Below are 18,594 nucleotides of genomic sequence, written 5' to 3'. Positions count from 1 at the left end.
CCTTCACGCATGTCGACCGGCCTCATGCGTGGATCGCGCCGTTCAGTGACGAACTGAACGGCGCGATCGGCCAGGCTGGAGATTTTCCAGCCTTTCGGATTAACCGATGCTTACCCCGTGAGCTTCTGCCAGAGGCTTCAGGCCACCCGTGAAACCTTGTCCGATCGCCTTGAACTTGAACTCGTCGTTGTGGCGATACAGCTCGCCGAAGATCATGGCGGTTTCGGTGGATGCGTCTTCGGACAGGTCGTAGCGGGCGATTTCCTTGCTGTCGGCCTTGTTGACGACGCGGATATAGGCGTTGCTGACTTGACCGAACGACTGCTTGCGGGCTTCTGCGTCGTGAATCGTGACGGCGAAGACCAGCTTCTTCACGTCGGCCGCCAGACCGGCCAGCTTCACGTTGACCTGCTCGTCGTCGCCATCGCCCTGGCCGGAACGGTTGTCGCCCAGGTGCTCGATGGAACCGTCGGCGGACTTCTTGTTGTTGTAGAAGATGAAGCTGGCGTCGTTCAGGACTTTGCCGTTTTCACCGGTGACGAAGATCGAGGCGTCGAGGTCGAACTCGGTGCCGTCGGTGACGCGCGGGTCCCAGCCCAGGCCGACGACGATTTCGCTCAGGCCCGGGGCCTCTTTCGACAGGGAGACGTTACCGCCTTTGGACAGACTGACAGCCATGGTGTGATTCCTTGTTCAGGTGAGGAGACCGTTCAGAAGTTCATGCCGTAGCCGTTGGCCAGGGCACGCAGGCCGCCGGCGTAGCCTTGGCCAACGGCGCGGAATTTCCATTCGCCGCTGCTGCGGTACAACTCCGCGAAGATCATCGCGGTTTCGGTGGAGGCGTCTTCCGCCAGGTCGTAGCGGACCACCTCGGCACCGGAGGTCTCGTTCACGACGCGGATGAACGAATTGCTGACCTGGCCGAAGTTCTGCTTGCGCGCTTCCGCGTCGTGGATGGTGACCGTGAAGGCGATCTTGTCGATGTCGGCCGGAACGCGGCTCAGGTCGACCTTGATGACTTCGTCATCGCCGTCGCCCGCGCCGGTACGGTTGTCGCCGGTATGCTCGACGGAGCCGTCCTGGCTGCGCAATTGGTTGTAGAAGATGAAGTCGGCTTCACCGCGGACTTTGCCGTTGGCCCCCAGCAGGAACGCGCTGGCGTCCAGATCGAACTCGGCGCCATCGGTCGCGCGCGGGTCCCAGCCCAGGCCAACCAGGATTCGGGTCAGGCTCGGGTCGGCTTTGGACAGGGAGAGGTTGCCGCCTTTTTGAAGAGTCAGTGCCATGAAAAACAGCTCCTTTGGGTTGTGACGGGTTACTGATTTTCGGCTTGCGCGTCTTCCTTGTTCGGGAAGATCACGCTGGCCAGGATTCCGATTGCCAGGACCGCCATGACGATGAGCAGGCTGGTGTTCGGGGAGATGCTGATACCGTGGTGGAACAGATGGTCGGTCGCGTTCAGGGCCAGCTTCGCCGCGATGAAGAACAGCAAGACGACCACGGCCTTTTCCAGATGCACCACGTAGCGCTTCAGCGCTTCCAGCACGAAATACAGCGTGCGAAGGCCAAGAATGGCGAACAGCATCGCCGAGTAGACGATCAGCGGTTCACGGCTGACTGCGATGACCGCGGGGACCGAGTCGAACGCGAACAGGACGTCGGACACTTCGATCACGACCAGGCAGAGGAACAGCGGCGTAGCGAACAGGCTGCCTTTGGCCGCCAGGCTCATGTCCCGCTCGGCCGTCCGTGCTTCCGCCTCGAGCTGCTTGCGGCTCACGAAAAATTTGTGGCCGTGCAGCCTGGGCCATACGGGGAAGAGCTTTTTCGCGAAGCGGAAAGCAAGATGCTGCGAGTAGTCCTTCGCCTCGTCATCGTCGTCACCGCCCTTGAGCATCATGACGGCGGTCCACGCCACGATCAGCGCGAAGGCGATCTCGACCCATGGGCCGAATGCCAGCAGGCCGGTACCGATGACGACAAAGACCCCACGGAAGACGATGGCCCCGATGATGCCCCAGTGCAGGATGCGGTGACGCATGCCGTCCGGGACCTTGAACCACGCGAAGATCGCCATGAAGACGAACAGGTTGTCGACGGAGAGGACCTTCTCCAGCGCATAACCGGTCAGGAACAGGCTGGCCACTTCCGCGCCGTGCTGCACGTACAGGAAGCCGGCGAATGCAACGGAGATGGCCACCCAGAATACCGACCAGATGGACGCCCGGGCGAGGGTGATCGGCTTGTCGTCGCGGTGGGTCACCATGTCCAGCACCAGGGCGGCCAGCGCCAGGCCGATGAATACCGCCATGGTCAACGGCGGGAAGCCAATGTGTGTCGTTTCCACGTTTCGGTTTCCTACAGTTCGAAGTCAACCGGGTTCAAGCCGAGCTCGAGGCAAATCAGGCGGCAAGCGGCTTTTTCCTTGTCGTCGAAATGACCGTCGGATGCGCCAATGGCACAGGCCACGCGCACCAGCAAGCGTGCTTCGCCATCCTTGCCCTTGATCTTGCCGATCGCCTTCAGCGCCTCGGCCTGGCCGATCTGGAAATCGAATTCGAACTTGCCGCAGGCGTCGTTGAACACCGCGATCACGTCGCTCAGGTTGAAGACCTTCAATTCCGGGGAATTGTTGATGAAGCCGACCATCTTCAGCTTCTCTTCGGATTTGATCTCGCCATCCGCGGCGGAGATCAGCGCGCAAGCATTGGCGGTTGCCTCCATGAACGTCCGGTTCTTGAATTTGGCGACTTCGATGGTCAAGGTTTCGCGGGCTTTGGCCGCGTTGGTTTTCAGCCAGTCGAGCATGTGTTTCCTCTCAGTGAGCGGGGCCGGACGGCCCCGCCGGTCAATGGTTACTTGGAGCCTGCTTTCCAGCGCATCCCCCAGCCGTAGGCACGATCCATTTCCTCGTGTCCGGGATGGAAGTCGACTCGACGAGAGACCTTGACGGCCCCGTTCACGTTTTCAAGCAGGGCAATCGCGCACATGCCGTGGCGGCCGCCTTCCTCGTTCATGCGAACTTCGATTTCGGACTGGCCGGGCACGAAAATGGTGACGACACCATCCGTTGCCTTCCAGTTCGGCGCGCCGTCGTAGATGAACGCGAAAATCAGGATGCGTTCGATCTTGTTCCACTGTTGCCCATTGATGCGAAGCCACTCGCCATCGGCAACCGAGCCGGTGCGGTCATCTCCCATCAGCTGGATGTAGGGTTCCTCCCGCAGATCGCCGAAACGATTGCCGAGCGCCTGCACGGCCCCTTTGAATCCGTCCTGCATTTCGAACAGGCAACCCAGGTCGAGGTCGATGGCGCCGCGTTTTCCCAGGAAGCCGCCGAGCAGGCCACTCGTACCCTGGTTCCAGTTCAGGTTCACCTTGATTTCACCGAAGCCGGCAGCGGTCTTCTCCAGGCTGATGCTGGGGCGTGATTTGTCGAGCGTGACTTTGCTGAGCCGGATCGTGGACGTCGGTGCGCCAGGCGGTGCCGGTGCGAGCGCGGGCGCCGGGACGGGCGCCGGGGCCGGCGCGGGAGGGCTCTGCGCAGGGCTACCGGAAGGCGCGGCAACGTCGACGCCGAAGTGCCTGGCCAGCGGCTCCAGGCCGCCGGCAAAGCCCTGTGCGACACAGCGGAATTTCCACGCGTCCTGACGGCGGTAAAACTCCCCGAGGATCAGCGCAGTCTCCTTCATCCCGGCAGTCGGGATCTGCGCCTCGATCCCTCCCGTCACGGCCAGCGCCAGCGTCGAAACGCGATCGAAGGTCGCCTTGTTCTCATGGATGGTCGCGGTGAGCGCGACTTTCTCGACGGCAGGGTCGATCCGGGCGAGATCCACGGTGAACGTTGCGCGGCCGGCCGTCGTGGCGGTCAACTGAACCGCGCCGCCCAGGACACTGGTTTGGCCGTAGAAGCACATGTCGCCATCGCCCCGGACTTTCGCCGCAGCGGTGAGCGCGAATGCGGAGATATCGATCTCCGCGCCTGGAATCGGCGCGTAGTTGATGTCCACGCGCAATTGACCGGTGGCCACCGGTGCATTGCCGCCAGGTACCAGTGTCGTCATGCTCGCACCGCCTGAATCGCCAGATTGACGAGATCGTCCGCGGTGCGGCCATGGGTGGACTGGCCGATCGCCTTGAATTCCCAGCCGCCGCAACCACGGCTGAGGCTGGCCATGACGACACCGGTGTGGCGGCCTTTCTCCGCGAGGTTGAAGCGCGCCAGCTCCTTGTCTTGGGCGTCGTCGAGGATGCGGCAGTAGGCGTTTTCGACTTGGTCGAACGTCTGACCGCGGAAGCTGTTCACGGTGAACACCAGGTGCTGGATGGTGCCCGGCAGGCGCTGCAGGTCGACGTGGATGGTTTCATCGTCGCCATCGCCTTCACCCGTCAGGTTGTCGCCGGAGTGCTCGATGGCGCCGTCCCTGGATGCCAGTTGTCGGAACCAGACCAGGTCGACGGAATTCATGTCGCCGTCCAGCAGGATGCAGGAAGCATCGAGGTCGATGTCATTGCTGCCGCCGCCCAGCATCTTGGAGAAGAAGCCGCTGGGCTTTACCGGGTCCCAACCCAGGCCCAGACTAATCGAGGTCAAGCCACGGCCCGCGGTTTTTTCCAGCGAGATGCTCTGATTCTTGCTCAGGGTGAGTGCCATCTTTACGCTCCTTGTTGATCTTCAATGTTCAGTGTTCGTGCGAGGGATCGGACGGAGTCACGTTGCCGAGTCCCGGCTTGGCCAAACCACGAGGATTGCCGCCACACGGGGAAAGCGTCGCCGTGACTCGTCTTGTGCGGCAGCCGCTCACTCACGGTCCGGATGCAAGTCGCCGCTGCTGCTCGGCCGACATCGCGTCGGCGGACAGCAGACCGTGCGCCTTTGGAGGCAGCCTCATGCATTTCCGCGCGCATCAGCCGGCCTCCGCCAGTCGGACGCCATGCTCGCCATTGCTCGGGGCGGTGGGCTTCACGCCGTGCCACTTGGCGCGTTCGAGGATGTTGACCGCCCACTTGTAGTGGGTTGCCGGCTCGCACATTGCATCGTTGTGCTTGAAAACGGCAGGGGCCGCATCGTTGACGATCAGCGTGGCGCAGTTGAAGTCCTCGAGGCTCACGCGCAGCGCCTCCTGGATGATGCGGATCTGGCTCGGGTGAATGGCCGTCTTCCCTACCAGGCCATGAGCGATGTCCAGTTCCAGTTCCTCGTTCAGGAGATGGGGCGTGGCGAGTTGCTCGAAGACGGGCGCGGTCAGGGCAAATCCCTGCGCCCCCATGATTCCGGCAAGCATGGGAATCACGTAGCTGAGAGGCGTGCTGTAGAGCGTGGTGGCCGGGTTGCGCCGCAGACCAAGACAACCCATCAGGTCGTTGCCGCCGATGCGCAGCGCGATGATGCGTCGGTTCAGGTTCGCCTTCAGGGCCGAGCCAAGCTCCACCATTGCGCCCGGGTCGTAAACGTCGGCCGTCTCCAGTGTCGGCATGAGGTACAGGTCAGGATGACTGACCGCGCTCTCCCACGACGAAAGGGACTGCAGGGTCAACTTGGGGACGACGAACCCATCGACGTGCTTCATCAGCGGCCAGTCGTTCAGCACCGCCGCCATCGCGGCATCACGTGGCCGAACGAACAGCAAGGGACCGGATTCGGCGCGCCCGCCCCGGGCATCGAGATTCATGAGGAGCGCCCGCAGGTTCGCCAGCGCGCTGTCGACGTCGATTGCCGCCACCGCGTCTTCCAGACAGACCACCAGCGAGCGCAGCTCGGGGAGCCTTGTGCCGGAAACCACATCCAGAATGTCGCTGCGGGTGGCCGGCATGTACAGCGTCGCGCCGAGGGCGAACGGAGAGATGGTTTTAATCAATTCGCGCTCCGAATGATGGTGACCGCGCAGTACGGCCCCAGATCGGCGCCAGCTTCCTCTACGGTCACGCCCGCGCGTTCGGTGAGATGCAGCAGCAACTGAACGTCGCTGTCATCGCGGTCACGTACCAGCACGCGATCCGGCACACGGCGCAGGACCGCTCGGGTTGCCTCGGCGATACCCGGTTTCACGCGGTTCAGGTTGCCGATGTCGAAGCGGGTTGCCAGCGCGGACACCACGTCGTCCGCGGACGCCTGGAGCGTCAGTCGCTGATCGTTGGTCCATGGAGCGGCAGGTCGGGCGTCTGCCAGCGCCCGACGTTCGGCGTCGATCCTATCGATGAACGCGCGCGTGACATCGTGTTCGCGCAGGTGTTCGTAGACCACGCAACCATGCAGGCCGCCTTGAGCCGGCCAGATGGAGCGGGACACCAGCCCGGAAACGGTTGCACCGAGAATGCCGGACGGAATGGTCCAGTCTTGCGCGGAGGCAGCCAGCCACGCGCGGCCGCAAGGATCCGCCAGAACCACGAGGCGCGGACCTGCGGGGAAGCGCGTGTCGTCCGCCAGGGTCCGTGCGAGCTCGCCGGAAATGGCACCTTTGCCGGTCCAGCCGTCGACGAAGACGATGTTTTCGGCACCATGCAGCCGAATGATGGCTTCCAGCGCAACCGTGTCGATCCCGCGATCGCGAATGATGCTGATCCCGTAGTGGCGGGCGTCGCGCCCCATCTCCACGAGTGCCCGGCGCAGCAGCACGCCAAGCGGCAGGCCCGCGCGCACAAACGAGACCAGCGCGATGCCCGGCCCGGTGCAAGCGGCATTCAGCGCCAGCGCCAGGGACTGCACCTCCGAAGCCATGCGGGCGCCGTTCTGCAGCAGCGCGCGGGCGTAAAGGCGCTGGTGCACGTCGCTGGGCGCCTGCTCGAGGCCGATCATTTCCGAGTAGTGTTTTTGATTCGTCTGGATCAGACGTTCCTTCTCCTCGACGTCGGTGACGCTCATCCGCACGTGTTGCAGCAGGACATGCACATCGTCGGGGGCATAGCTGCCGCTGCCGACGGTGTTCAGGCTCGCGAGGCGATTACCCATGGATCGTCCCCGTCACCCAATTCGCAAGCTGGCTGCGCGCCGGTGTCGCCCACATGTGGCAGAGATCCATGTACCCCAGATCGGTGATGCTGTCGCCGAAGCCCAGGACCGGTCGCTCGCCGTGGATCTCACGGTCGCGGCGCAACCATTCCTGAACGGCTGCACGCTTGGCCAGCCCCGTTGGCAGGAAGGCGAGGTTGTTGCCGTTGGCGTGAACGTGCATGCCGTCGACCATGCGCCGGGACCGCACTCCGGCCAGCACCTCGGCGAGCACTGCGTCGTCGGACGCGTTGTGCTTGATCACCACGTAGTGGCGCAAGCCTTCTTCTTCCACGACCCAGCCGCGGAGTGAGTAGCCGAGTTCCTCGCCGATCGCCAGCGTGGCCTCGCACAGTGCCGGCAGTCGCTCCTGAACGCCCTGGAGAACCTCGACCATTCGCCCGTGCCAGCTTCGATCGCGTAACCCGTCGGGGCGGAGCATGACGCCCCCATGCGAGCAGATTGCGCCTTCGGTGAAGGGAAGCATGACGCGGCCGTATGCCTCCACGCTGCGCGCGGTGACCGGAACGACGTCGGCGGTGGCGAGCAGCCACGTGATGAACGCGTGCTGGACCGGGTCCATGAAGCCGTTTGGCTGACCCTGCACGTCCAGCGTGGCCGCCGTGCGCGGGACGCCTTCCGCCATCTTGCGGGCGGTCTGGAACAGGGTGTCGTCGAGGTCGACGAATGCCAGGGGGCGGTTACCGCTCATCGACAATCACCTCTGCGTTCAGTGCATCGACGAGTTCCACGGGGAGTGCCTGAGCGGGCGTTTCCGTGCAGATCAGGACCCGGTCGAACTGGCCGGGCTTCACGTTGTAGAGGAAGTTCGGAATACCGAGGCCGTAGTTGTCGGGGAACGACAGCGCGTGCTCGATGGCATGGCCCAGGGCGATGGGGGACCGCGTGGTCGAGCTGAAGTGGACATCCGCGCCAGATCGCTCCAGGCGTTCCGCCAGCAGAAAAGGACGCCAGACGAACTCGCCGGTACCGACGACAATGACTTTCTCGCCGGGCCGGACCTGAACGCCCGGCGCAAGCGTGTCGTCCACCTCCCGGACGCCCAGACGTCCCCAGTCATTGCGGGGCGAGAGCGGCCATTCGCCCATGGAAACGGTGCCGACGTTCGGCATATCCGGGAGGGGTGCGGACTGATCCTCGTGGAACTGGTAGGAGCCGGTCAGCAGCGATACCGCGGTGACCGGTTCCCCGATCGCGTGACGCGTGGCACCGGCAGTCCAGTCCGTCAGGACGCAGGTGACCACTCGCTCGACGTTGCTCAGGCCTGCTGCGACCAGTGCGCGATGCAGGTTCAGGAAGGTCTTGCCGGTGGAGGCTTCGTCGTCCACCAGGATCAGCGATCGAGCCTTCAGCATCAGGTCACGAATCTCCGGATCGACCGGCCAGTGGATCAGATGGGCGCTCGCATGGCTGTGTTCTTCCTCGAATCGAGCAAAGACGCGCGTACCCAGCGGATGCCGGGTACTGGTGAGGTACACGCTGTCAGGGCGGCCCGCACGATAGGCGCGGTGCACGCCGGCACCGAGGCCCACCGCGGTTTCGGCCATGCCGATCACCAGTACCGGCCCGGGCAGGTCCGCCGGAATGCCGGCCGCCAGGCGCTCGAAGCTGGCCGCCATGATCGACGGGCGTACCGGGATGTGACGGCCCAGGACCTTGGATACGAAGAGGAAGGCTCGCTTGGGATTCCGGCGCTCCGCGAAACCGAACAGGTTCGCAGGAGGCAGCGCGGCGGCGTCGACTCTGATCTCAAGCAGCCCCCGCTTGAGTTGGGCGCGCAGGCACGTTGGTCCTACGTGGCTTTCCATGAACAGCATCCTCGTTGAGCGTGGCTCGAAGACTGACGACGACCGCTTGCGCCGGGTGCGCAGTCGGTCGAACCGCGTTCGCGCCGGGCGCCGGCACCGTCGGTCCGGTATCCCGAAACCTTTCAAAATGAAATTGAATCGTATCAAATTTGAAAGGTTGGTGGGTGGAGGCGTGTGCCGATGTCGCGAGGGCTTTTGTTTTTCGGTTTTGTTCGAGAGGACGGGCTTGGCAGGCGAGGCGCGGCCTGATGACGACGGTCAGCCGTTCGACCAACGCCGATGCTGTGATCGCAGTCCGGTGAAAGCGGTGAGGAGGGGAAGGGAAGGGGAGAGGAGGGGGAAGAGATGACGCGGGCACGACGGAGAGAGAGGGACGCCGGCCCGCGTCGGACCGCCCGGTTCCGGCCGGGCGGTCAGGGCCTGTCGCCGAAGCGGCAGGCCCTGAACCGTCAGACGGCGAGGCAGAGGTACTTGATCACGACGTAGTCGTCGATGCCGTAGTGCGAGCCTTCGCGGCCGAGGCCCGACTGCTTCACGCCGCCGAACGGCGCGACTTCGTTCGAGATCAGGCCCGTGTTCACGCCGACCATCCCGTATTCGAGGGCTTCCGCCACCTTCCACACGCGGCCGATGTCGCGGCTGTAGAAGTACGCGGCCAGGCCGAACTCGGTGTCGTTCGCGAGGCGGATCACTTCGTCGTCGCTGCCGAACTTGAACAGCGGCGCGAGCGGCCCGAACGTCTCTTCCTTCGCGACCTTCATCGCCGGCGTGACACCCGTCAGCACGGTCGGCTCGAAGAAGCCGTGGCCGAGCGCGTGGCGCTTGCCGCCCGTCACGACGGTCGCGCCCTTCGCGAGCGCGTCCTCGATGTGCGCCTCGACCTTCAGCACGGCGGCTTCGTTGATCAGCGGACCTTGCGTGACGCCCGGCTCCGTGCCGCGCCCCACCTTCAACTGGCCGACGGCTGCCGCGAGCTTCTGCGCGAACTGGTCGTACACGGCTTCATGCACGTAGAAGCGGTTCGTGCACACGCAGGTCTGGCCGCTGTTGCGGTACTTCGATGCAATCGCGCCCTGCACGGCCGCATCGAGGTCGGCGTCGTCGAACACGATGAACGGCGCGTTGCCGCCGAGCTCCAGCGACACCTTCTTGACCGTCGCCGCGCACTGCGACATCAGCAGGCGGCCGACCGGCGTCGAGCCGGTGAACGACAGCTTGCGCACGATCGGGTTCGACGTCAGTTCGCCGCCGATCGCCTTCGGGTCGCCCGTGACGACGCTGAACACGCCCGCCGGCACGCCCGCGCGCTCGGCCAGCACGGCCATCGCGAGCGCGGAGAACGGCGTCGCCTCGGCCGGCTTCACGACGATCGGGCAGCCTGCGGCAAGCGCCGGGCCGACCTTGCGCGTGATCATCGCCGCCGGGAAGTTCCACGGCGTGATCGCCGCGCACACGCCGATCGCTTCCTTCGTCACGACGATGCGCTTGTCGCTCGCCGGCGTCGGGATCGTGTCGCCGTACACGCGCTTGCCTTCTTCCGCGAACCACTCGAGGAACGACGCGGCATAGCCGATCTCGCCCTTCGCTTCGGCCAGCGACTTGCCCTGCTCGGTGGTCAGGATCAGCGCGAGGTCGTCGGCGTTTTCCATCATCAGGTCGTGCCACTTGCGCAGGACGACCGCACGTTCCTTCGCGGTCTTCTTGCGCCACGCCGGCCAGGCGGCGTTCGCGGCTTCGATCGCGTGACGCGTCTCGGCCGTGCCCATCGCCGGCACCGTGCCGAGCAGGCCGCCCGTCGCCGGGTTGCGGACTTCGAACGTCTCGCCGTTCGTCGCGCCTTGCCATTCGCCGTTGACGTACGCCTGCTGGCGGAACAGCGACGGGTCTTTCAGTGCCAGGGTTTCCTGAACCGTGCTCATATGAATCACCTGCTTCGAAAAGGACGGATGAAACGGCCGCCGCCGTCATGAAGACGGCGGCGGCGCATTCAGTTGATGAAGTCGACGGACACTCAGGCCGGCACGCCGACCGTTTCCTTCAGCACTTCCTCGAGGATCACGAGCGCTTCGTCGAACACGGCTTGCGGGATCGTCAGCGGGAACAGGAAGCGCACGACGTTCGAGTACACGCCGCACACGAGCAGCAGCAGGCCGCGCTCGAGCGCACGCGTCTGCACGCGCTTCGTGAATTCCGCATCCGGCTCGCCCGAGCCCGGCTTCAGGAACTCGACCGCGATCATCGCGCCCGGGCCGCGCACGTCGGCGATCTGCGGCACGTCGGCCTGCAGTGCGTTCAGCTTCGCCTTCAGCACGTCGCCGAGTTGCGTCGCGCGTTCGCACAGCTTCTCTTCGTCGATGATCTCGAGCACCGCGTGCGCCGAGGCGACGGCCAGCGGGTTGCCCGCGTACGTGCCGCCGAGGCCGCCAGGCGCTGCCGCGTCCATCACGTCCGCACGGCCGACGACGCCCGACAGCGGCATGCCGCCCGCGAGGCTCTTCGCCATCGTGATCAGGTCGGCCAGCACGTCGTAGTGCTGCATCGCGAACAGCTTGCCGGTACGCGCGAAGCCCGTCTGCACTTCGTCGGCGATCAGCAGGATGCCGTGCTCGTTACAGATCTTGCGCAGTGCGCGCACGAACTCGGCCGGCGCCGGGTTGAAGCCGCCTTCGCCCTGGACCGGTTCGAAGATGATCGCGGCGACGCGCTTCGGATCGATGTCGGCCTTGAACAGCATCTCGATCGCCTTGATCGAGTCGGCCGTCGTCACGCCGTGCACGGCGTTCGGGTACGGGGCGTGGAACACGTCGCCCGGGAACGGGCCGAAATTCAGCTTGTACGGGGCAACCTTGCCGGTCAGCGCCATGCCCATCATCGTGCGGCCATGGAAGCCGCCCGAGAACGCGATGACGCCCGGGCGGCCGGTCGCTGCACGCGCGATCTTGATCGCGTTCTCGACGGCTTCCGCGCCGGTCGTGAAGAACGCGGTCTTCTTCGGGAAGTCGCCCGGCGCGCGGTCGTTGATCTTTTCAGCCAGCTCGACGTACGACGCGTACGGGACGATCTGGTAGGCGGTGTGCGTGAAGTTGTTCAGCTGATCCGCGATCGCCTTGACGATCTTCGGGTGGCGGTGGCCGGTGTTCAGCACCGCGATGCCGGCGGCGAAATCGATGAAGCGGCGGCCTTCGACATCCCACAGTTCCGCGTTCTCGGCGCGGGCTGCGTAGAAATCGCACATCACGCCAACGCCGCGCGGGGTGGCGGCGTTCTTGCGGGCCTGCAGGTCGGCATTCTTCACGGTCATCTCCTTGATGTTCTGTCCGGTGGGGTGAAAATCGGGCGCTTCGACAGCCCATGGAGGCGACTATAATCACATTTGGCTCTGACAATCAGAGCCATTTCAATAAATATTCAGGAGCCAATCATGCGCGCGAGCGTGTTGTCGGACTGGCTGGCGCAGCGCCTCGTGCGCGGCGGCGAACAGCCGATCTACCGGCAGCTTCACCGGCTGCTGCAACAGGCGATCCTGTCGCGCGAACTGCCGGCCGGCACGCGTGTGCCGTCGTCGCGGCTCCTGGCCGCCGAGCTCGGGATCGCGCGCAACACGGTCACGCAGGTTTACGAGCAGCTTGCGCTCGAAGGCTATGTGAACTCGGCGACTGGCCGCGGCACGTTCGTCGCCGACAGCGCACCGGACGAGATCGTCGGCGCGCCGACCGACGCGGCTACCACCCACGCGGCGCTCGTGCAGCCGTCCGCGCGGCGGCTGTCCGCGCGCGGCACGCGGCTCGTGGAAGGCGCCGGCGTGTCGAAGCGGCAGGGCGGCGCGTTCATGCCGGGCGTGCCCGATGTGTCGCGATTTCCGGCGCGGGTGTGGACGCGGCTGCACAACAAGTACTGGCGGCGCCTGCGCCCCGACCTGCTGACCTACGCGCCGGGCGGCGGGCTCGCGCTGCTGCGCGAGGCGCTGGCTGACTACCTGCGCACGTCGCGCTCGGTGCGCTGCACGCCGGAGCAGATCGTGATCACGACCGGCATCCACCAGTCGATCGACCTCGCGGTGCGGCTGCTGACCGACCCGGGCGATGCAATCTGGACCGAGGATCCGTGCTACTGGGGCGTGCGCAGCGTGCTGAACGTGTCGGGGCTGACGACGCGGCCGATCCCGGTCGACGACGAAGGGATCGCGCCATCGGCCGCCGATCTCGCCGAGCCGCCGAAGCTGATGCTGGTCACGCCGTCGCACCAGTATCCGCTCGGGATGGTGATGAGCCTCGCGCGGCGGCGGATGCTGCTCGAATACGCGCGCCAGCACGGCTGCTGGATCATCGAGGACGACTACGACAGCGAATTCCGCTACGGCAGCCGGCCGCTCGCGTCGCTGCAGGGTCTCGATACGGCCGGGCAGGTGATCTATGTCGGCAGTTTCGGCAAGACGCTGTTCCCGGGGCTGCGGGTCGGTTATCTGGTTGCACCGGAGCCGCTCGCGGAAAGTTTCGCGACCGCCAGCGCCGAGCTGTATCGCGAAGGGCAGTTGCTGCAGCAGGCGGTGCTGGCCGAGTTCATCGCGGAAGGGCACTTCGTGTCGCATATCCGCAAGATGCGCACGTTATATGGGCAGCGCCGCGAGGTGCTGCTCGACGCGGTCGCGCAGCGCTACGGCGACACGCTGCACGCGCTCGGCAGCGATGCGGGGCTGCATCTGGTCACGCAGTTGCCGGAAGGCGTCGACGATCGCGCGGTCGCGCAGGCCGCGCTCGAACGCAATATCGTCGTGCGGCCGTTGTCGGGGTATTACGCGGATCGCGACCGTGCGGCGTCGGGGTTGCTGCTCGGCTATGCATGCGTGGCGGAGGACGAGATCGCGACCGCGTTCGCGACGCTTGCCGAGGCGATCGACGAGCGGGCGTTTGGTCGGGTGGTCGAGGTGGCTTGAGCGGCGTATTCGGTGGCGGTATCGCGTTGCGATGCCCGCTGCGGCCATCGATACCGGAGGGCGGCGTGCTTTCCGCACCGCGAAGAGCACGCGCGTTGTGCAGACCCTGCCGTGAACCTCAATACCCGATCCACACCGCGAACGTCAGCACGACGCACGATAGCGCGAGCAGCGTCAGGAACAGCGGCAGCACGAAGCGGATCCACGCGCCGAAATCGACGCGTGCGGTGGCCAGATACGCGAGCAGCATCCCGGACGTCGGCGTGACGAGGTTCGTCAGCCCGCCGCCGAGCACGAACGCGAGCACCGACGTCTGGCCGCTCACGCCCGACAGCTGCGCGATCGGCCCGATGATCGGCATGCTGACCGCGGCCTTGCCCGACACCGACGGAATGAATACGTCGAGCACCATCTGCACGCCCATCAGCCCGTTCGCGACCCACACCGGCGATTGCCCGTCCGCGAGCCGCGTGAAGAAGTGGATCAGCGTGTCGAGCACGAGGCTGTTCTGCAGCAGCAGTTCGACGGACGCGGCGAGCCCCATCAACAGCGCCGCGAGGATCATGTTCTTCATCCCGTCGACGAACGCGTCCGCCGCGCTGCGCGAATCGAGCCCGCCGATCACGGCCGTCACGATGCTCACGAACGTATAGAACGCCGCCAGTTCGACGTTGCCCCACTTCAGTTCGCGCGTGCCGTAGATCAGCATCGCGACCGCCGCGGCGAACACGGCCAGTGTCGCCTTGTGGCGCAGCGACAGCTTCGCGGTTGCGTGCGCGGCGTGGCCGGCGGCGGTCTGCCCGGCGCGATAGCCGGTGCTGCGCACGTAGCGCAGCAGGTACAGGATGCCGATCGTCAGGAAGACGACGAACACGGCCGCGCGCAGCGCGACGCCGCTGAACAGCGGCACGCCGACGAGCGGCTGCGCGACGGCCAGCGCGAGCGGGTTCGTGACCGACGCGATATAGCCGATCTTCGCGGCGAGCGCGACCAGAGCGACCGCGAACAGGTCGGAGAGCCCCAGGCGCCGCGCGATCACGACCACCATCGGAATGATCACGAGGTACTCGGAGATGAAGCCGAGCAGCGTGCTGCCGAGCCCGATCAGGATCATCAGCATCGGTGTCAGCAGGTACGCATTGTTGCCGGTGAGCTGCAGCAGACGGTCGATGCCCGCGTCGACCACGCCGGTGCGGCGCATCACGCCGAACATCCCGCCGACGAACATCACCATCACGATCAGCGGCGCGTTCTTCAGCAATCCTTCCGGTATCGCGACGAACGCCGACACGACGCTCGCGGGCATCGCATGCGTGGGCGTGCTGTGGCTGACTGCCGGTGCAACGAGCGTCGTGAGCGATGTGGTCTTCGGCACCACGTGATAGGTGCCCGGCACGACGAGCCGGCCGTTGCGCTCGAAGCGGCCGGAATCGACGAACCACGTGAGTGCGATCGCGACCGCCAGCACCCACAGCATCATCACGACCGGATGCAGCATCTTGCCGTGCGGATGCGGCGCGCGGCCGGCGTGGGCCGATGCGTCGCCGGGCGCATTGCCGGGCGCATTGCCGGGCGCGTCGTGGGTCGCTGCGTCAGCCGGTGCTGCGAGCGTGGTGGCGTCGGCGGCGCGTGCGCCGGCAGGGTTCGGGGAAGAGGCGGACATCGGATCCTCGTCGGAGAAGGAAGCGGGCCGTCAGGCCGGTTGCAGCGCGGCACGCGCCGGGACGTAGCCGAGTTCGGCGGAAATCGCGAGGCTGCACGCCTGCAGTCGTTCGAGATAGTCGGGAATGTCGGCGTGGCTCACGCGCACCTCGGGCCCCGTCACGCTGACCGACGCGACTGTCGCCCCCGTCAGGTCGCGCACCGGCACCGCAATCCCGACCGCGCCGGGCGTCACCTCGCCGCTGCTCACCGCGTAGCCTTTGCGCGCGACCGCGTCGAGTTCGCCGGCGAGCTTCGCCGGATCGTCGGCGTGCCCGTTTCGGCGCAGTTGCGCGAGATAGTCGTCGCGCACCGGATCGGGCGCGAATGCGAGCAGCACCTTGCCCGATGCGCCGAAATTGATTGGCCGGCGATTGCCGACCGCGCCGACGGTGCGCACCGCATGCGTCGTTTCGCAGCGCGCGACGCACACCGATTCGAGCCCTTCGCGCACGCGCAGCACGATGGTCTCGTTGATCGCCTGGTTGAGCGCGAGCATGTGACGGTGCGCGGCGCGCACGAGCGCGTTCTGCTGCGACGCGGCCACGCCGATCACGAACGCCTGCGGGCCGAGCGCATAGGTGGACGTGCGCGGGTCCTGCACGACGAAGCGGTGCAGTTCGAGCGTGCATAGCATCCGGTACGTGCGCGACTTGTTGATGCCGAGCTGCGACGCGAGCTCGGTCACGCCGAGGTTCGGATGCTCGGCCACGTAGGTCAGCAGCTTCAGCGCGCTGTCGACGGCGTCGACGATATAGGTCGTCATGCGGGGTCTCCCTGCGGCGCGATGCGCACGCGGACGTAATCGGCGAGTGCGTCGAGGTACGCGTCGACCGAGCGCTTCAGCGTGGCGAAGCCCACGTGTTTCGCGAATGCGGCCTCGTCCATATACAGCGCGCGATTGAACTCGATCTGGATGCTGTGGCGCTGCCGCGCGGGATCCGCGAGCGCGGTCAGCAGGTCGCCGCCCTGGTACGGGTCGTTGACCTGCACGCGATAGCCGGCGTCGGCGAACCACTGCGCGGTCCACGCGGTGAAGGCCGGGTCCGCGGTCGTGCCGCGCCGGTCGCTGACGACGACGTCCGGCCGCCATGCGCCCGCGTCGACGTTCATCGCGTTGCCGCGCGACTTCATCGAATGGCAGTCGATATGCCACAGCGCGCCGTGCGCGGCGTGCAGCGGCTCGGCGATGCCGGCGAGCGCGCGGCGGTACGGCAGGTAGTACGCGTCGATCCGGTGGCGTACTGCTTCGAGCGACAGCTTGCGGTCGTATAGCGGCACGCCGGGCAGCGCGTCGCGACGGATCAGCCCCATCCCGCGCTGCGTGTACGGCTGCGGCGCAAGCGGCTCGGGCCACGGCTCGGCGAGCAGCGTTGCGTCGATGTCCGTTTCCGCGCGGTTCGGATCGATGTATGCGCGCGGAAACCTCGCGCCGAGCAGCGTGCCGCCGCGCGCGGGCGTGCCGGCCCACAGTTCGTCGACGTACGCGTCCCACGTCGTGCGGATCGCGTCATCGGGTGCAACGGTGGCGAAGTCCGGCGGATACGCGATGCCGCTGTGCGGCGAGTCGACGACGATCGGCAGGGCCGGCACCGTCGGCGTCGCGACGAAGTACGCAGGCGATGCGCCGGCGGTCGCGTTGTTGCAATTAAACGTCAGCATGGGGATCAGGTTCTTTACCTAGTTTCTCGAAGCGTCTCGTGCGTTTGTTTTAATCATCAAAACATCGTATCAATATTTCACAACGACTGAAAATCGCGGTCAAGGGCTTTTTGCGATATCGGGATTGCGTGTCGAGATCGGGCTGTAATGCCCGTGGTTATTGGGTGTGTTTCATTCCTTGAAACGCCTGGAGATTCAGGGGTATTCCACTCCCATGTACGATTTTTGTCATCGCTTGACGCTTCAAATCGCCGAATTCGACAATGAATAAGACGATGTTTTATTCAATAAAACACGTGTCGAGCGAAATAAATCGCTCCCCATATTCGGTCGATAAAAGGGGTTGGAGATGAAGCGGAAAGGAATGGCGGTCGCGCTGGCGGGACTCGCAACGGCGGCGGGTGCGATGCACGCGCATGCGCAGTCGAGCGTGACGCTGTACGGCGTGGTCGATTCGGGGATCACGTACACGAACAACCAGAACGGGCATGCCGCGTGGCAGGCGACCGGCGGCAACGAGCAGGGCACGCGCTTCGGGCTGCTCGGCAAGGAAGACCTCGGCGGCGGCACGCGCGCGGTGTTCCGGCTCGAGAACGGCTTCAACATCGAGAGCGGCGCCGCGAGCCAGGGCGGCCGGCTGTTCGGGCGCCGCGCGTACGTCGGGCTGGAAAACGACCGCTGGGGCACGCTGACGATGGGTCGCCAGTACAACGCGGCGCAGGAAGTGCTGGAGCCGCTGCAGATCGGCGCGACCACCGCGCTCACGCAGTACGCGCTGCACCCGTTCGACACCGACGACCTGAACAACACGTTCCGCACCAACAATTCGGTGCAGTACCAGACGCCCACCTGGTACGGCTTGCGCGCGGTCGGCCTGTACGGCTTCTCGAATTCGACGTCGTTCGCGCAAAACCGCGTGTGGAGCATCGGCACGAGCTACGAGAACGGGCCGCTGCAACTCGGCGCGGCCTATGTGCGCGTCGATCATCCGGCGCTCGACACCACCGGCGCGGCGGCATCCGACAACTACTACACGTTCATCAAGGGCGTGACGCGCCAGCAGATCTGGGGCGCGGGCGGCGCGTATGCGTGGGGCGCCGCGACGTTCGGGCTGCTGTACACGAGTTCGCTGTTCAACCTGCAGACGGGCGGCGCGATGCGCTTCAACAACTACGAGGGCAGCGTGCGCTACCTGATGACGCCCGCGCTGCAGTTCGCGCTCGGCGAAACCTATACGCAGGTGCTCGCGCCGCAAGGGCCGAAGCCGAGTTCGCACTACCTGCAGACGAGCGTCGGTGCGCAGTATTTCCTGTCGAAGCGCACCGATATCTACGTGAACGCGTTCTACCAGCGTGCGTCGTCGAACACGGTGGCCGCGATCGAAGGCATCTCGAATCCGTCGAGCACGCGCACGCAGATCGTCGCGGTGACGGGCATCCGCCACAAGTTCTAACGCGGCGGCAGGCGCGCGGGCGCGCGCT

At 65.6% G+C, this 18,594-nt stretch carries 17 protein-coding genes; 2 read left to right on the top strand and 15 right to left on the bottom strand.

What is annotated here, in order from left to right; translation table 11 throughout:
- Positions 1 to 99: 99 nt before the first annotated feature.
- From G3N98_RS02270 to G3N98_RS02215, 12 genes are all read right to left on the bottom strand, one after another.
- Positions 100 to 678, bottom strand: a complete 579-nt coding sequence (locus G3N98_RS02270; RefSeq protein WP_089475761.1) for a TerD family protein — start codon at positions 676 to 678, stop codon at positions 100 to 102.
- Between the two features lie 32 nt (positions 679 to 710).
- Positions 711 to 1,286, bottom strand: coding sequence for a TerD family protein (locus tag G3N98_RS02265; RefSeq protein WP_089428971.1), 576 nt, complete (start codon positions 1,284 to 1,286; stop codon positions 711 to 713).
- Between the two features lie 29 nt (positions 1,287 to 1,315).
- Complete coding sequence (locus tag G3N98_RS02260; RefSeq protein WP_206147079.1) at positions 1,316 to 2,347, bottom strand: TerC/Alx family metal homeostasis membrane protein; 1,032 nt, start codon at positions 2,345 to 2,347, stop codon at positions 1,316 to 1,318.
- Between the two features lie 11 nt (positions 2,348 to 2,358).
- Entirely contained in the window at positions 2,359 to 2,808 is a 450-nt protein-coding gene (locus G3N98_RS02255; protein ID WP_089428973.1) for a tellurite resistance TerB family protein, read from the bottom strand.
- A 47-nt stretch (positions 2,809 to 2,855) separates the two neighbouring features.
- The gene (locus tag G3N98_RS02250) at positions 2,856 to 4,064 is read right to left on the bottom strand and encodes a TerD family protein (RefSeq protein ID WP_206147078.1); all 1,209 of its coding nucleotides are present in this window, start codon (positions 4,062 to 4,064) and stop codon (positions 2,856 to 2,858) included.
- On the bottom strand, positions 4,061 to 4,654 hold the full coding sequence (locus G3N98_RS02245; protein ID WP_206147077.1) for a TerD family protein: 594 nt from the start codon (positions 4,652 to 4,654) through the stop codon (positions 4,061 to 4,063). Before G3N98_RS02245 ends, G3N98_RS02250 begins: the two co-directional genes overlap by 4 nt.
- Before the next feature lie 253 nt (positions 4,655 to 4,907).
- Entirely contained in the window at positions 4,908 to 5,858 is a 951-nt protein-coding gene (locus G3N98_RS02240; RefSeq protein WP_241025701.1) for an HpcH/HpaI aldolase/citrate lyase family protein, read from the bottom strand.
- Positions 5,855 to 6,949: a cysteine protease StiP family protein gene (locus G3N98_RS02235; RefSeq protein WP_206147076.1), complete on the bottom strand. Its 1,095-nt coding sequence runs from the start codon at positions 6,947 to 6,949 to the stop codon at positions 5,855 to 5,857. Before G3N98_RS02235 ends, G3N98_RS02240 begins: the two co-directional genes overlap by 4 nt.
- Complete coding sequence (locus tag G3N98_RS02230; protein WP_206147075.1) at positions 6,942 to 7,700, bottom strand: trehalose phosphatase; 759 nt, start codon at positions 7,698 to 7,700, stop codon at positions 6,942 to 6,944. The genes G3N98_RS02235 and G3N98_RS02230 overlap by 8 nt, the downstream gene beginning before the upstream one ends.
- Positions 7,690 to 8,817 carry a phosphoribosyltransferase domain-containing protein gene (locus G3N98_RS02225; RefSeq protein ID WP_206147074.1) on the bottom strand — a complete coding sequence of 376 codons (1,128 nt, stop codon included), beginning with the start codon at positions 8,815 to 8,817 and terminating at the stop codon, positions 7,690 to 7,692. The genes G3N98_RS02230 and G3N98_RS02225 overlap by 11 nt, the downstream gene beginning before the upstream one ends.
- Before the next feature lie 449 nt (positions 8,818 to 9,266).
- Positions 9,267 to 10,736 (bottom strand): NADP-dependent succinate-semialdehyde dehydrogenase, encoded by a 1,470-nt coding sequence (gene gabD, locus G3N98_RS02220; protein WP_021156413.1) that lies wholly within the window; start codon positions 10,734 to 10,736, stop codon positions 9,267 to 9,269.
- 92 nt (positions 10,737 to 10,828) lie between these two features.
- The gene (locus tag G3N98_RS02215) at positions 10,829 to 12,112 is read right to left on the bottom strand and encodes a 4-aminobutyrate--2-oxoglutarate transaminase (RefSeq protein ID WP_083266220.1); all 1,284 of its coding nucleotides are present in this window, start codon (positions 12,110 to 12,112) and stop codon (positions 10,829 to 10,831) included.
- A gap of 126 nt (positions 12,113 to 12,238) precedes the next feature.
- Here G3N98_RS02215 and G3N98_RS02210 point away from each other — a divergent pair, with 126 nt between their 5' ends.
- Positions 12,239 to 13,750 (top strand): PLP-dependent aminotransferase family protein, encoded by a 1,512-nt coding sequence (locus tag G3N98_RS02210; RefSeq protein ID WP_206147073.1) that lies wholly within the window; start codon positions 12,239 to 12,241, stop codon positions 13,748 to 13,750.
- Between the two features lie 118 nt (positions 13,751 to 13,868).
- Here the strand turns inward: G3N98_RS02210 and G3N98_RS02205 are convergent, their stop codons facing one another.
- From G3N98_RS02205 to G3N98_RS02195, 3 genes are read right to left on the bottom strand one after another with little or no spacing between them, the layout of a single operon-like run.
- Entirely contained in the window at positions 13,869 to 15,413 is a 1,545-nt protein-coding gene (locus G3N98_RS02205; protein WP_206147072.1) for a YfcC family protein, read from the bottom strand.
- Positions 15,414 to 15,443: 30 nt separating this feature from the next.
- Positions 15,444 to 16,217, bottom strand: coding sequence for an IclR family transcriptional regulator (locus tag G3N98_RS02200; protein ID WP_089475750.1), 774 nt, complete (start codon positions 16,215 to 16,217; stop codon positions 15,444 to 15,446).
- Positions 16,214 to 17,113 carry an N-formylglutamate amidohydrolase gene (locus G3N98_RS02195; protein ID WP_206147071.1) on the bottom strand — a complete coding sequence of 300 codons (900 nt, stop codon included), beginning with the start codon at positions 17,111 to 17,113 and terminating at the stop codon, positions 16,214 to 16,216. Before G3N98_RS02195 ends, G3N98_RS02200 begins: the two co-directional genes overlap by 4 nt.
- A 349-nt stretch (positions 17,114 to 17,462) precedes the next feature.
- On the opposite strand from G3N98_RS02195, the gene G3N98_RS02190 reads away from it, so the two are divergent.
- On the top strand, positions 17,463 to 18,566 hold the full coding sequence (locus G3N98_RS02190; RefSeq protein ID WP_206147070.1) for a porin: 1,104 nt from the start codon (positions 17,463 to 17,465) through the stop codon (positions 18,564 to 18,566).
- The last annotated feature ends 28 nt before the right edge of the window (positions 18,567 to 18,594 follow it).

This window comes from Burkholderia sp. Tr-20390, from assembly GCF_017104595.1.
Classification (GTDB): Bacteria; Pseudomonadota; Gammaproteobacteria; order Burkholderiales; family Burkholderiaceae; genus Burkholderia.
Note: the sequence above shows the minus strand (reverse complement) of the source record. Positions and strands in the feature narration are given on the sequence as shown.

Bases quoted from the DNA above. Each gene is read 5' to 3' on its own strand.
- G3N98_RS02270 (WP_089475761.1), bottom strand. From the start codon at position 678: ATGGCTGTCAGTCTGTCCAAAGGCGGTAACGTCTCCCTGTCGAAAGAG.
- G3N98_RS02265 (WP_089428971.1), bottom strand. From the start codon at position 1,286: ATGGCACTGACTCTTCAAAAAGGCGGCAACCTCTCCCTGTCCAAAGCC.
- G3N98_RS02255 (WP_089428973.1), bottom strand. From the start codon at position 2,808: ATGCTCGACTGGCTGAAAACCAACGCGGCCAAAGCCCGCGAAACCTTG.
- G3N98_RS02250 (WP_206147078.1), bottom strand. From the start codon at position 4,064: ATGACGACACTGGTACCTGGCGGCAATGCACCGGTGGCCACCGGTCAA.
- G3N98_RS02245 (WP_206147077.1), bottom strand. From the start codon at position 4,654: ATGGCACTCACCCTGAGCAAGAATCAGAGCATCTCGCTGGAAAAAACC.
- G3N98_RS02235 (WP_206147076.1), bottom strand. From the start codon at position 6,949: ATGGGTAATCGCCTCGCGAGCCTGAACACCGTCGGCAGCGGCAGCTAT.
- G3N98_RS02230 (WP_206147075.1), bottom strand. From the start codon at position 7,700: ATGAGCGGTAACCGCCCCCTGGCATTCGTCGACCTCGACGACACCCTG.
- G3N98_RS02225 (WP_206147074.1), bottom strand. From the start codon at position 8,817: ATGGAAAGCCACGTAGGACCAACGTGCCTGCGCGCCCAACTCAAGCGG.
- gabD (WP_021156413.1), bottom strand. From the start codon at position 10,736: ATGAGCACGGTTCAGGAAACCCTGGCACTGAAAGACCCGTCGCTGTTC.
- G3N98_RS02210 (WP_206147073.1), top strand. From the start codon at position 12,239: ATGCGCGCGAGCGTGTTGTCGGACTGGCTGGCGCAGCGCCTCGTGCGC.
- G3N98_RS02205 (WP_206147072.1), bottom strand. From the start codon at position 15,413: ATGTCCGCCTCTTCCCCGAACCCTGCCGGCGCACGCGCCGCCGACGCC.
- G3N98_RS02200 (WP_089475750.1), bottom strand. From the start codon at position 16,217: ATGACGACCTATATCGTCGACGCCGTCGACAGCGCGCTGAAGCTGCTG.
- G3N98_RS02195 (WP_206147071.1), bottom strand. From the start codon at position 17,113: ATGCTGACGTTTAATTGCAACAACGCGACCGCCGGCGCATCGCCTGCG.
- G3N98_RS02190 (WP_206147070.1), top strand. From the start codon at position 17,463: ATGAAGCGGAAAGGAATGGCGGTCGCGCTGGCGGGACTCGCAACGGCG.